This window comes from Kribbella monticola, assembly GCF_003261635.1.
In the GTDB taxonomy this organism is placed as follows: Bacteria; Actinomycetota; Actinomycetes; order Propionibacteriales; family Kribbellaceae; genus Kribbella; species Kribbella monticola.
In genome coordinates this window covers 415434-428111 of sequence record NZ_QFXK01000031.1, presented here as the reverse complement: position 1 = coordinate 428111, position 12678 = coordinate 415434, and the positions used below count along the sequence as shown (strand labels likewise).

Genomic DNA, 12678 nt, shown 5'->3' with positions numbered 1-12678 from the left:
CCCGATGGGAGGTCTCAATGAGCGAGGACCGTTCCGTCCTGACCCGTGCTGCGCGGGAGCCCGACGAACTGCTCCGGTACGGCGACTACGCGGACCAGGTGATCGAGGTCTGGCAGGCCAAGTCGTACCGGCCGGTGGTGGTGTTCATCCACGGGGGGTTCTGGCGGCCGGAGTACGACCGGGTCCATGCTCGCCCGCTCGGTGAGGCGCTCGCCGACGAGGGGTGGCCGGTGGCGTCGCTGGAGTACCGGCGGGAGCCGGGGCAGCCGGACCTGACGACCGCCGACGTACGGACTGCGCTCGATCGCCTGCCGGAGTTGATGGACGTGCATGCCGGGTTCGTACTGACCGGGCATTCGGCCGGTGGGCATTTGGCGTTGTGGGCCGCGGCGACGCTCAACCCCGTGCTGCTGCGGGGGACGGTCGCGCTCGCTCCGGTGGCCGACTTGCTGCTCGCGGATCGGCTGGGGCTGGACGACGGCGCAGTACAGGACTTCATCGGCAGTGGTGTGCGCAACGACCTCGATCCCGTGCATCTGCCGGCCCCGATCGCTCCGGTGGCGATCGTGCACGGGACGGCGGATGCGCGAGTGCCGATCACGGTCGCGGAGTCCTACGTGACGGCGCATCCGACCGCACGGCTGATGCGGGTGGAGGGCGCCGGGCATTTCGAGGTGATCGACCCACTCACCGAAGCCTGGCACCAGGTCACCGCCGAACTGACAAGATTCTCCGGATGACAGCCGACCCGTACGCCGTCATGTCGGCGGACCCGTGGTCACCCGACAACCCCGACGGCTATGTCGATCTCAGTGTTGCGGAGAACCGGCTGGTCTTCGATCTCCTCGAACCGAAACTCACTGCGCCTCGGCGACTGACAGCCGAGGACACGCAGTACCAGGAACTGGCGGGATCTCCGTCACTTCGCGCAGAGGTGGCTCATTTTCTGACGGGCCTTCAGGGTGCCGAGGTGAAACCGGACGACCTCGTGGTGCTGGGCGGAGCCGGCGCGGTCCTCGAGATCCTCGCCTTCGCTCTCTGCGACCCCGGCGACGGAATCGTCGTACCGGCTCCGTACTTCGCCGGTGTCGACTTCGCCTTCTCCGCAAGGGCCGGCGTGGAGGTCGTCCCGGCGTGGCCCGAGACCGGGCTCCAGCTGACCGCGGAGAGCGTCGACCGGCCGATCCGCGATGCGCCGGTGCCCGTACGCGCCATCGCCTTGCTGTCCCCGAACAACCCGCTGGGCGTCACCTATGACGAGCCGACCCTGCGAGCTGTGGCCGAGGTGGCCGCGGCGCACGACCTGCATCTGATCGCCGACGAGATCTACGCCGGCTCCGTCCACGGCTCCGCATCCTTCGTCAGCACAGCAAGCCTGGTGCCGTCGTCGCTGCCGCACGAACGACTGCACGTCGTCTGGGGCTTCGCAAAGGACTTCGGCCTGAGCGGCTTCAAGGTCGGCGTCCTGCACACCCGCAACCCCGAGGTCCGCACGATCGCCCAACGCCTGGGCCGCCTCGCCACCGCCTCGAGCGACACCCAAGCCGTACTCCGCGACCTCCTCGCCGACCGCGAGTGGACCAAAACCTTCCTGACCGAATCCCGCACCCGCCTGGCAGCGTCGTACCACCTCACAACAGAAGCCCTGGCCGCCGCGGGCATCCCCTACCTCCCGGCAACCGCAGGCCTCTTCCTCTACCTGGACCTCAGCCAGTTCCTCCCAGAACCAACCTTCGAAGCCGAACGCACCCTGGCCGACCGCATCTTCACCGAAGCCCACCTACACCTCACCCCCGGCGCCGCCTTCCACACCCCCCTCCCAGGCCACTACCGCCTCTGCTTCGCCACAACCCCACAAGCAGTAACCACAGCCATCACCCGGTTGGCCGACCTACTCACGGCCTGATCCTCACCACGCAGCCTTCGAGGGTGGACTGTTTGCTAGTCCTGGGGAATGCGACGCCAGCGGGCCGCTCTCCCGGTTCCCTCGGGCGCCACTTTCCCCTCGGACTTCAGTTGATCGAGAACAAGCCGGATCGTCTGATCGCTGATCCCTGGCAAGGCCGTCCGGACATCGGCCAGCTTGAACACCGCCGCTGCGTGCTTGAGGACGAAGGTGCGCACTCTTTCCTGTTTGTTGTTGCCGGACCGATCAGCGGCCGCCTTTCGGGCGAAGGTGTCGTAGGCAGAGGCGAGCATGCCGACGAAGTAGCCGAGCCACGGCCACGGGTCGGCGGAGTCCTGGTGCCAGTCATGGGTTGAGCGCAGCAGCGTCTCGTAGTACTGATCTGCGGTGTCTGCGATCGACTGCTCGAGTGACACCCATCTGCAGACTTCGTAACCGGCATCAATGAGCAGGGCATTCGTCAGCGCGCGGGCTACCCGGCCGTTTCCGTCGGCAAAGGGATGGATGACCAGGAGATCCAGAACAGCCAACCCGACCAGGAGTACCGGATGATGCCTGGCCGAAGCCTGGGCCGCCACATATCGGTCGAGTAGGTCAGCGAGATAAGCCTCCGTCTTCGACGCCGGCACGGGCTTGGACCTCACGGTGACGGTGCCGTCGGGAGAGCGGTCCACCACAAGGTTGTCGTCCACCTTGAGGTGCCCGCCCTCCAGGGTCGTTTCGGACCACAGCAATCGGTGAAGGTGCAGGACGAGACCGACATTCAGCGGGTGCCAGTCCTCCTGGAACAGGTAGTCGAGCGCCTTGCGGTAGCCGGCCAGTTCCTGCTCGCTGCGGGTGCGGAGTAGGCCGGCTTCGCCGTTGATGATCCGTCTTGCTCGCTGCGGATCGGGGACTATGACACCCTCGATGGCTGACGACGCTGTGATGCTCTCGACTCTGGCCCGCGCCGCGAGTTCGGTCAGCAAGGCGGGCAACTGGTGGCGATAAAGCGCTTCGCTGCCGCGCCCGGTGTCGATGTCGCGCAGTCTGATGACGATGTGGGCCGGCACCTGGCCGATCAAGCGATCGAGGTCGGCAAAGGACCGCATCTCTCAAACCCCCTAAAAGAACCTACAATCATGCTAATCGCTGGCTAGATTAGCGTCATTGTCGGTTTTCTTAGGTAGTTTTACCACAGCGTCGACCACACTGCGTAGTTCTTGCTTGCGGTGCGTAAGGGGTGCTCGGTTCAGGGGAAGCGTTTGGCGGCGGTTAGGAGGCCGTCGGAGACGGGGAGGAGGGCGGAGACGAGGGTGTCGTCGTCGCGGATGGCTCGGATGACGTCGCGGATGGCGGTGGTGTCGGGGTCGCGGTGGGCCGGGTCGGCGACGCGGCCGTGGGCGAGGGTGCTGGCGAAGGCGACCACGCCGCCGGGGCGGAGGAGGCGGAGGGCCTCGTGCAGGTACGCCGTGTACTCGCGCTTGTCGGCGTCGCAGAAGACCAGGTCGTAATGGCCGTCGGTCAACCGGGTGACGACGTCGAGCGCGGAGCCCGCGATCAGGCGGAACCGGTTGGACGGTACGCCGGCGTCGAGGAAGGTCTTGCGGGCCAGCCGCTGGTTCTCGGCGTCGATGTCGACGGTCGTCAAGGTGCCGTCCGTCCGCATCCCGCGCAGCAACGCCAGCCCGGAGACGCCGGTGCCGGTGCCGATCTCGACGACCGCCTTGGCGCCCACCGCGGCCGCCAGCAGACTCAGCGCGGAGGCCGCGCCGGGACCGATCGGGGACACGCCGCTGTCTTCGGCGCTCGCCCGTGCACCGGTGACGACTTCGTTCTCACCGGTGTAGTCCTCGGCGTAGGCCCAGGACGCGGGGTCGATGCCCGTGGCGATGATGCCCTCCCTGATCGGTGTAGCTGCTGACGAGAAGCCTAGCGTCCCCGGGTCCCGATTCAGCGTCTCCCGCGCTCACACTGCGCACTCTTGCTCGTAACTTGTGGGGTTGAGCAGATATGATCTAGTTGAGTGGGCAAAAACCAACCGCCGGGCAGCCTGGAACAGGCACCCGGCGGATCAGCGAGCGAGCGGGAGGTGCGGGATGTCAGGACCGGATGACGTCGATCCCGGCTTCCTTGAAGACGGCCAGCTGGGACTCGTCGGCCTGCGCGTCGGTGACCAGGGTGTCGATCTCGCTCAGTTCGCAGATCCGGGCGAAGGCCCGCTGGCCGAGCTTGGACGAGTCGGCCACCACGACCACCTTGGCGGCCCGGCTGACGATCAGCTGGTTGATGTTGGCCTCGCCCTCGTGATGGGCGGTGGCGCCGGTCTCGTCGATCCCGTCGACGCCGATGAAGGCGATGTCGAGCGACAGGTCGGCCAGGATCCGGTGCGACAGCGGGCCGATCATCTCGTACGACTGCGGCCGGGCCACGCCGCCGGTGAGCACCATCTTGACGTGCGGCCGGACGATCAGCTCGTTGGCGATGTTCAGGGCGTTGGTGACGAGCGTGAAGGCCGGCTCGCCGTGTTCGGCGGACAGCTCCGGGCGGGTCGCCAGCGTCCGCGCCACCTCGGAGATCGTGGTGCCGCCGTTCATGCCGATCACCATGCCGCGGCGGACCAGCGTCGCCGCGGCCTGCGCGATCCGCTGCTTCTCCGAGGCGAAACGCGCAGTCTTGTAGCGCAGCGGAAGGTCGTAGGAGACCGCGTTGGCGACGGCACCCCCGCGGGTCCGGGTGAGGAGCTGCTGCTTGCCCAGGTGGTCGAGATCCCGCCGGATCGTCGCCGCGGACACGTGCAACTGCTCGGCGAGCTCGTCGACATCGATGGCGCCCTTTTCCGCAAGCGACTCGAGCAACGTGTTCAGCCGTTCATAACGTTTCACCCGGGGCTCCTCCTTCACACAATCGGTCAGCCGGACGGCTGCCGGTTGGCACCATTCGATCACGTTCGAGCAGTTTCGACCATCAGAAGTCCGGAGACGACATGACCGACACGCCTTTTGTGAGCACTGAGATCGCCACTCAGCCCGAGCTGTGGCGGCAGGTCTCGGCCGGTTTCGCGCAATATGGTGGCGCATTGCCCAAGCCTGGACAACGAGTTGCAGCCGTCGGCTGCGGTACGTCGTGGTTCATGGCGATGGCGTACGCCGCCCTGCGCGAGGACCTCGGCCAAGGGGAGACCGACGCCTTCGCCGGGTCGGAGTTCCCGGCCGGACGCCAGTACGACGCGGTGGTGGTCATCACCCGCTCGGGCACGACCACCGAGATTCTCGACCTGGTCCGGAACACCGACCTGCCGACGGTGGCGATCACCGCGACCGCGGACAGCCCGATCGTCGAGCTGGCCGACCAGACGATCCTGCTGGACTTCGCCGACGAGCAGTCCGTAGTACAGACGCGGTTCGCGACCACGACGTTGGGGCTGTTGCGGGCGTCGCTCGGTCAGGACCTGAGTCAGGCGGCGGCCGATGCCGAAGCTGCGCTGGCGTACGACGTGGACGAGCTCGCCAAGCTGGAGCAGGTGACGTACGTCGGGACCAGGTGGACCGTGGGGCTCGCGCACGAGGCCGGCCTCAAGCAGCGTGAAGCAGCGTCGGCGTGGACCGAGGCGTACCCGGCGATGGACTACCGGCACGGCCCGATCGCGATCGCTCAGCCCGGGCGCGGCGTGTGGATCTTCGGCGAGGCGCCGGCCGGCCTGCTCGACGACGTTCGCGCCACCGGTGCCACGGTCGTGCACCATCCGGAACTCGACCCGATGGCGTCGCTCGTGGTCGCCCAGCGCGTCGCGGTCGCCAAGGCGCTGTCCCTCGGCCTCAACCCAGACCAGCCCCGCAGCCTCACCCGCTCAGTCATCCTCGACTGACCTTCACCCACAGCCGCGGCCAGGCGTCTCCAGTGCTTCGCCGGGGTCGCCAGATGGCTCCAGTGCTTCGCCGGGGTCGCCTGGTGTCTTCAGTCGAGCAGCGGTGACTGGAGACACCAGGGACCAGCCGAGGCCGTGGTAAAGCGCCCGGCCGTCTGCTGTCGCGACCAGTACTCCGGTACGAGCGCCGCGGTGGCGGGCCGCCTGGCTGAGTGCGCGCATGACGGTGGTGCCGAGCCCTCGGCGGCGGTGCCCGGGTTCGGTGACCACCTGATCGATCACCGCGTGTTCCCCGGCGAGCGCTGCCTTGCCGCGCGCCGCCAGTTCGCCTTGGCTCCTGACGACCACGTCGAGGACGCTGCCGGTTTGCGTTAGTTGCAGCTGGTACTCCGGCCTGCTGGCCGGCGGCTCTGTAGTCAGCTGTGCGGTCATCAGGTACTCCGGTGCCTGCACCTGCCAGCGCTCGTCGAGCGACGGTGCGGCGTCGCAGATCTTCAGCCACGTGCCAGGAGTCGTCAGGCGAGCCGCCAGCGCAGGCGCGTGGGCTGGGAGCACATAGCGCACGACGTGGCCCGGTAGGCCGACATCGATGCGATAGCCCTCGGCTACCTCGACAGGCGCGGGTGTCCCGCGAGCAATGGCCCAACCCTCGGCCCAGGCTTTAACCAGCATGTGCGACCTCCTTTCTGCCGTGGCTGAACCCCTTGCCGACAACTGAAGCGGTGACCAGACCTGCGGCGATCAGCAGGAGTGCTGTGCGGGTGCCTACCGACGGCACCAGGAGGCCAGCTACTGCTTGGCCGAGGGCGGCCGCGCCTACTCGGAGGCTGGCGGCGGTTGTGCTCACCCGGCCTTGCAGCTCCAGCGGGCTGTAGAGCTGGCGAGCGGCAAACATCGCCGGGAGCATCGGCCCTTCGAGTAGGCCGGTAGCCGCGGCCAGTGCCAGCAGCACGCCAAAGCTGCCAGCCAGCGGCCACGCGCTGAACGCCAGCCCATAAGCGGCCACGGCCACCATGACGACGTGCTCGGGACGCCATCGCGTCTGAAGGCGGCCGAGCACCAGCGCTGTGGTGACACTGCCTAACTCCAACACCGCCCACAAGTAGCCCGCCGCCGACCGTGGCATGCCGAGCGACCCCATGTGGAGCGGCAGGGTGATGAGGAGCATGCCGGTGAGGCCCATGAGCAGAGTCGTGGTCACTGTGGACGCTCGCAGGCGCGGAGTACGGGCCAGGTGGGCAAAGCCGGCTACTACTGAACCCAGGAAGGGCTCGTGGCTTCCGTTGGCCGGGGAGAGAGCGGGGAGCCGCGTGATGGCCAGGATGCTGAGAGTTGCCGTGACAGCGATCAGCGCTGCGGCTGCCTCTACCGAGACGGCTGCGCTGATCGTGGCGGCGGCTGCGGGGCCAGTGATCGTGGCTGCGCCGAAGCTGGCCGCCTCCAACGAGTTGGCCCGGGGGAGAGCATCCTGCGAGACCAAGCTCGGCAGCATGCTCGTGAAGCCGCCACTGACGAGCGGAAGCGTCGTACCGGCGACTGCTGCGAGCACCGGCGTCACCCAGTGAGCGCTGTGCCCGACCACGACCAGCATGGAGAGCATCACCGCGCCCAGGACGGCTTGGTTCAGGGCGAGCGCAGTACGCCGGTACTGCGTTCTGTCGAGCCACGCGCCGAGCAGTGGACCGGTCGCAATCGCTGGTACTGCGTAGGCCGCTCCGGTGACGCCGGCCAGCGCTGCGCTGTCTGTGCGCTCCAGCACGAGCAGCACGAGGGTGAACGCGACCATCTCGTCCCCGACCCGCGCGAGCGTCGCGGCGGTCAGATAGCGGGCCAGCATCACAACTCCTCTGTAACGGGATCTATGAAGTTACGCGTTACGCTATCAAAGCCGTTACGCTCGGTCGAGTGGAAAGCCTGACAACGCCCGACCGGATGATCCGGATCGCCGTGGACCTGGTGAACACCAAGACCCTCGAACCGGAGAAGCTGACCTCACCGGAGGCCTTGCAGCGGTTCCTGCTCGAGCACGGCGAGCCGACGGCGACCGTCGACGAGGCCGATCTGGCGGCCGTGAAGGCGGTGCGTGAACGTCTCCGGGCGGTCTTCCGCGCCGAGCCACGCGAGGCGGCCGGGGTCCTCAACGACCTGCTCGCCGACTACGCAGTACGGCCCTATCTGTCGGATCACGACGGGGCGCCGTGGCACCTGCACGTGGCGAAGCCGGGGGCGACGTGGGCCGAGTGGCTGGCCGCCGGAGCGGCGCTCGGCCTCGCCGGTTTCGCTGCGGGGCACGGATTCGAAGCCCTGCACCACTGTGCGGCGACCGACTGTGAGCGTGTCTTCGTCAACTCGGCCGAGCGACGCCCGCGGAAGTTCTGTACGCCGACCTGCGCCGGCCGGACCCGCGTCGCGTCGTACCGGGCTAGGCAATCTCTCAGGAACGAGAACTAGGATCCTCCAGCAGGCCCGGAACGTTCCGGGCGGAGGAGGAGCGGCGCGTGAGTCACACCGTGGTGGCCGAGCTGGTGGCCAATGTCCAGAAGGTCACCGCCAAGGCCGGGGACACGGTGGGCCCCGAGGACACCCTCGTCATCCTCGAGTCGATGAAGATGGAGATCCCGGTGCTCGCCGAAGTGGCCGGCACGATCACCGAGATGAAGGTCTCCGAAGGCGAGGTCGTCCGCGACGGCGACCCCATCGCAGTCATCGAAGAGAAATAGCGTTCAACCGAAATGCCTGTTCATACGTCTTGTACTACGAGAGTGATCGCGCGAGCGGGGAACTTCCCGGTCGCGGGGCCCGTTGACTCGGCGTACCGGCATCTCAGGGTTCGGCCCGGGTGCTCCCGAAGTGCGAAGAGGACGGTGAACGCGACACTATGGTGGTCACGCTCGTTGCCCCGCAGAGTGCGGATCGCAGGACGGGTGCCCAGGGAGGCGTTGTCGTGAAGCCGGTCGACACCTCCGTGGCGCCTGTGTACGCGCCCCAGCCGCAGCCCGAGGTGCTGCCGTCCTGGGACGAGATCGTCCGCACCCACTCCGCCCGCGTCTACCGGCTGGCCTACCGCCTGACCGGGAACAAGCACGACGCCGAGGACCTGACCCAGGAAGTGTTCGTCCGGGTCTTCCGCTCGCTGTCGTCGTACACGCCGGGCACCTTCGAGGGCTGGCTCTACCGGATCACCACCAACCTGTTCCTGGACGGCGCGCGCCGCCGGCAGCGGATCCGCTTCGACGGGCTGCCCGAGGACGCGCACGACCGGCTGCCCGCGAAGGGCTCCGGCCCGGCCGAGAAGCTGGACTCCGACCTGTTCGACCACGATGTGCAGTACGCGCTGGACGCGCTGCCGGAGGACTTCCGCGCGGCCGTGGTGCTCTGCGACATCGAGGGCATGACGTACGACGAGATCGCCGATGTGCTGGACGTGAAGCTGGGGACCGTTCGGAGCCGGATCCACCGGGGCCGCTCGATGTTGCGCAAGCACCTCGAGCACCGCGCGCCACGGTCGGGTCAGACCCGTGTCAGTGGCCCGCCCGCGGACGGGCCGTTCGTCGCCGGAGGTGACGAGCAGTGACGCCGCAACACCCGCTGGACAAGCTGAGCGCCGTCGTGGACGGCGAGCTGGACCACGACTCGCGGGACAAGGTGCTGAGTCACCTGGTCGGCTGTGAGACCTGCCGTGGCGAGGTGGACGCCCAGCGCCGGCTGAAGGCGCGGTTGGCCGCAGTTGAGCCGATCGAGCCGTCCAGTGACCTGATGCAGCGCTTGCTGGGTGTGCCCTCGTTCTCGACCGAGCCGCGCGAGGAGGTGCGGCCGGTGGTGACGCCGGTCTCGCTGTTCCCGCAGCGCTCGGCCTTCCCCGCTGCGCGAACCGGTGCGACCCGGCCGGGGTCCCGTGTCAGCCGCGCCCGCCGGCGTACCGCCGTACTGGGTGCAGCGAGTTCGGCTGCCGCAGTCGCTTCACTGCTCGGTACTGCGTTCGTTCTGGGCGACCCGGCGCGCACAGAACAGCCGCCGGTGCTGCAGCCGCCAGTAGCAAGCTTCTCCGCTGACCACGCCGCTGCGACGAACGGTGCGCCGTTCACCGACCCGGTGGCGATGCTGAACTCCTTCAACGGGACGGGGTATGCAGGGCTGAGCCCGACGCTCCAGCCGGTGGCCCTCGCGGGGCGCTGAGCAGTGAGCCTCTCCCGGCTCGCCGTCCTGGTCAGCACCGTACTGATCGGCTTCGGCCTGCCCATGCCCGCCGCGGCCGTCGCCGTCGCGCCGCGCGATGACTCACCTACAGCCGTCAACTGGCTGGAGCGAGCCGCGGCAGCGCCCGACCGCGTTTCGTACCACGGCACGCAGATCATCACGTCCTGGGGACCGACAGGGGCGAGCTCGGCGATGCTCGACATCGTCCATGCCGCCTCGCAGGGCTCCGAGATCAGTGTGGTCGGCTCTGGCTCGTCACCGGGCGCCAAGGCGTTCGTGCAGCGCGCCGGCCACGAGGTCGGCCCTACTGTCGACGGCGGACCGCTCGCGCTGCTCAAAGCGACGTACGAGCTGGTCTACAAGTGCTGCACGGCCACGATCGGGCGCGCCGCAGTACTGGTTGAGGCGCTGCGTGGGGACAAGACGCTGGCGGCGCGCTTCTGGATCGACAAGGCGACCGGCTTGCTGCTGCAGCGGCAGTTGTTCGGCCCGGACGGTACGACGCTGGTCCGGGCGACCGTGTTCACCGAGCTGGAGATCGAGAACTCCGAGTTCCTCAGCCACCTACCCCCGATGGTGCCGGGCGGGGTGGAGTCGGTCGGGATGAGCAAGGTCGACAGCCTGCGCTCCCAGGGCTGGACGTGCTCGGCCTCGCTGCCTTCCGACCTGCAGCTGTACGACGTTCACCAGGACACCGCGAGCAATTCCCTGCAGTTCTCGTACTCCGACGGGTTGTTCAACGTCTCCCTCTTCGAGCAGCGCGGCGAGCTGGATCCGTCGGCCGTCGCCGGGTACACGGCGATCACCACCGACGAGGGGGCGACGGTCTACCAGCGGTACGGCATGCCGTCGTACGCGATGTGGTCCTCCGGCGGCATCGTCTACACCCTGGTCGGCGACCTCCCGTACGACCAGCTCGGCAAGGTCGTCGCCGCCTTCCCGCACCAGCCGTTGCCCCGCGTGACGGCGGTGGAACGGGTGGGCACCGGGCTGGCCAAAATGGCGAAGTGGCTCACGCCGATGAGTGCCCTCTCCTGGAAACTGGGATAATCGACTCTGGGAGTGCCTATCGGAAGCCCGGTGGGGACTGCACGACCGAACCAACGACGACGTGAGGCGGCCACCGTGAGCACCGATGACGCCGAACCGACGGTCCGTACGCCGAGAGACCCGGCCGACCCGGAACCCACCCGCGTACTGCCGCCGGAGCGACCGATAGCAGGCCCGGTCGTACCCGAAGCCAGTACTACGGCCGGTCCCACGCCGGGTGCTCCTAGTGCTGTGGGTGCGCCTGGGGTTGGCGGCGGGTCGGCGTCGATTCCAGCGCCTGGGAGCAACGCGCCGTACCGGCAGGCTCCGGCTCGGTCGGTGACGCAGCGGAGCTTCGGGCGGCCCGAGCCGCTCGACGGCGGGTTCCGGCCGGCGTACCCGGGGCAGGCCTGGCCGACGCAGCGACCGGCGTACACGCCGCCTCCGCCGCTCGACTGGCATCAGCAGCAGGCCCGCGCGTACACGCCGGCGCCGCCGCCCAAGAACAACCGCACGATCCTGATCGCCGCCATCGTGGCGCTGATCGTCGGTCTGATCGCAGGCACCGGCGCTGCGGTGAGCGTGGTCGCGCTGGACAACAACAACGGTCCGGTCGACGACCCGAGCGGTCCGGCGATCGGTGTCGGTGCCGATCCCAAGATCCGCAGCGGCTCGGTCTCGGCCGTCGCCGCGACGCTGCTGCCGAGCGTCGTCCAGCTGAAGGTCGACGGCGCCGACAACTCGAGCGCGACCGGATCCGGTTTCGCGATCGACAACGCGGGCCACATCCTGACCAACAACCATGTCGTCGCTGCCGCGGCCAAGGGCGGCTCGATCCAGGTGGTGACGCAGAAGGGCAAGAGCTCGACGGCCCGGCTCGTCGGCCGCTCGCCGGCGTACGACCTGGCCGTCGTCCAGGTGGTCGGGCTGGATGCGCCTTCGGTCCAGTTCGGGCAGTCGGAGCTCGCGGTGGTCGGCCAGGACGTGGTCGCGATCGGGTCGCCGCTCGGTCTGGCCGGCACGGTCACCTCCGGGATCGTCTCGGCGAAGAACCGGCCCGTCACGGCCGGCGGCGAAGGCGAGATCTCCTACATCAACGCGCTGCAGACCGACGCGGCGATCAACCCGGGGAACTCGGGCGGTCCGCTGGTCGACATGAACGCGCGGGTGATCGGGATCAACTCGGCGATCGCCACGGTGCGCGGTGCCGAGGAGGGCACGAGCGGCTCGATCGGGCTGGGATTCGCGATCCCGATCGACCAGGCACGGCGTACGGCGCAGCAGCTGATCGAGTCGGGCAAGGCGTCGTACCCGGTGATCGGTGCGAATGTGGACATGCAGTTCGAGGGCGGCGCCCGGGTGAGCGAAGTGAACGCCGGCTCACCGGCGGCTCGCGCCGGGCTGCGCACGGGTGACGTGATCACCAAGATCAACGGCCTGGTGGTGGAGAGCGCGGAGGCGCTGATCGTGGCGATCCGCACCCACCGTCCGGGCGAGAACGTCCGCCTCGAGTTCGAGCGGGGTGGCAAACCGCGCCAGGTCACCGTGGCTCTGGGACAACAGACCGGCTGACCTCGGATCCGCCGGTCAACTCGGGACGGCTGACTTTGGGTCCGCCAATCGACTTGGGACGATCGCACTGGCTGACTTCGGGGTTCGCCGGCGACCGGGCCGGCCGGACTGACTGACCCGGCGGGCG

14 protein-coding genes are annotated in these 12678 nt (G+C 68.4%); 9 read left to right on the top strand and 5 right to left on the bottom strand.

Annotated elements, in window-relative coordinates:
- Nucleotides 1–17 precede the first annotated feature (17 nt).
- Together DIZ26_RS21410 and DIZ26_RS21405 are read left to right on the top strand one after the other, a co-directional pair.
- On the top strand, nucleotides 18–740 hold the full coding sequence (locus DIZ26_RS21410) for an alpha/beta hydrolase family protein (protein WP_112244175.1): 723 nt from the start codon (nucleotides 18–20) through the stop codon (nucleotides 738–740).
- Nucleotides 737–1906: an aminotransferase class I/II-fold pyridoxal phosphate-dependent enzyme gene (locus DIZ26_RS21405; RefSeq protein WP_112244173.1), complete on the top strand. Its 1170-nt coding sequence runs from the start codon at nucleotides 737–739 to the stop codon at nucleotides 1904–1906. Before DIZ26_RS21410 ends, DIZ26_RS21405 begins: the two co-directional genes overlap by 4 nt.
- A 35-nt stretch (nucleotides 1907–1941) precedes the next feature.
- Here the strand turns inward: DIZ26_RS21405 and DIZ26_RS21400 are convergent, their stop codons facing one another.
- The 3 genes from DIZ26_RS21400 to DIZ26_RS21390 all read right to left on the bottom strand — a co-directional run bounded on the left by DIZ26_RS21400 (nucleotide 1942) and on the right by DIZ26_RS21390 (nucleotide 4770).
- Nucleotides 1942–2997: a Fic family protein gene (locus DIZ26_RS21400; protein WP_112244171.1), complete on the bottom strand. Its 1056-nt coding sequence runs from the start codon at nucleotides 2995–2997 to the stop codon at nucleotides 1942–1944.
- A gap of 140 nt (nucleotides 2998–3137) precedes the next feature.
- Nucleotides 3138–3677 (bottom strand): O-methyltransferase, encoded by a 540-nt coding sequence (locus DIZ26_RS21395; protein WP_456298635.1) that lies wholly within the window; start codon nucleotides 3675–3677, stop codon nucleotides 3138–3140.
- Between the two features lie 310 nt (nucleotides 3678–3987).
- Complete coding sequence (locus tag DIZ26_RS21390; RefSeq protein ID WP_112244167.1) at nucleotides 3988–4770, bottom strand: DeoR/GlpR family DNA-binding transcription regulator; 783 nt, start codon at nucleotides 4768–4770, stop codon at nucleotides 3988–3990.
- A 101-nt stretch (nucleotides 4771–4871) separates the two neighbouring features.
- On the opposite strand from DIZ26_RS21390, the gene DIZ26_RS21385 reads away from it, so the two are divergent.
- Nucleotides 4872–5753, top strand: coding sequence for an SIS domain-containing protein (locus DIZ26_RS21385; protein WP_112244165.1), 882 nt, complete (start codon nucleotides 4872–4874; stop codon nucleotides 5751–5753).
- A 3-nt stretch (nucleotides 5754–5756) separates the two neighbouring features.
- Here the strand turns inward: DIZ26_RS21385 and DIZ26_RS21380 are convergent, their stop codons facing one another.
- Together DIZ26_RS21380 and DIZ26_RS21375 are read right to left on the bottom strand one after the other, a co-directional pair.
- Nucleotides 5757–6425, bottom strand: coding sequence for a GNAT family N-acetyltransferase (locus DIZ26_RS21380; protein WP_112244163.1), 669 nt, complete (start codon nucleotides 6423–6425; stop codon nucleotides 5757–5759).
- Nucleotides 6415–7590, bottom strand: coding sequence for an MFS transporter (locus DIZ26_RS21375; RefSeq protein WP_112244161.1), 1176 nt, complete (start codon nucleotides 7588–7590; stop codon nucleotides 6415–6417). Before DIZ26_RS21375 ends, DIZ26_RS21380 begins: the two co-directional genes overlap by 11 nt.
- Nucleotides 7591–7658: 68 nt before the next feature.
- Here DIZ26_RS21375 and DIZ26_RS21370 point away from each other — a divergent pair, with 68 nt between their 5' ends.
- The 6 genes from DIZ26_RS21370 (at nucleotide 7659) to DIZ26_RS21345 (ending at nucleotide 12551) form a co-directional block, all read left to right on the top strand.
- Entirely contained in the window at nucleotides 7659–8204 is a 546-nt protein-coding gene (locus DIZ26_RS21370; protein ID WP_112244159.1) for an ABATE domain-containing protein, read from the top strand.
- Nucleotides 8205–8251: 47 nt separating this feature from the next.
- On the top strand, nucleotides 8252–8473 hold the full coding sequence (locus tag DIZ26_RS21365) for a biotin/lipoyl-binding carrier protein (protein ID WP_112244158.1): 222 nt from the start codon (nucleotides 8252–8254) through the stop codon (nucleotides 8471–8473).
- Nucleotides 8474–8631: 158 nt separating this feature from the next.
- Complete coding sequence (gene sigE / locus DIZ26_RS21360) at nucleotides 8632–9327, top strand: RNA polymerase sigma factor SigE (RefSeq protein WP_112244156.1); 696 nt, start codon at nucleotides 8632–8634, stop codon at nucleotides 9325–9327.
- A complete protein-coding gene (locus tag DIZ26_RS21355) occupies nucleotides 9324–9929 on the top strand; it encodes an anti-sigma factor family protein (RefSeq protein WP_112244154.1) in 606 nt (201 codons plus the stop codon). Before sigE ends, DIZ26_RS21355 begins: the two co-directional genes overlap by 4 nt.
- 3 nt (nucleotides 9930–9932) lie before the next feature.
- On the top strand, nucleotides 9933–11000 hold the full coding sequence (locus tag DIZ26_RS21350) for a transcriptional regulator (RefSeq protein ID WP_112244152.1): 1068 nt from the start codon (nucleotides 9933–9935) through the stop codon (nucleotides 10998–11000).
- 75 nt (nucleotides 11001–11075) lie between these two features.
- The gene (locus tag DIZ26_RS21345; protein WP_112244151.1) at nucleotides 11076–12551 is read left to right on the top strand and encodes a S1C family serine protease; all 1476 of its coding nucleotides are present in this window, start codon (nucleotides 11076–11078) and stop codon (nucleotides 12549–12551) included.
- The last annotated feature ends 127 nt before the right edge of the window (nucleotides 12552–12678 follow it).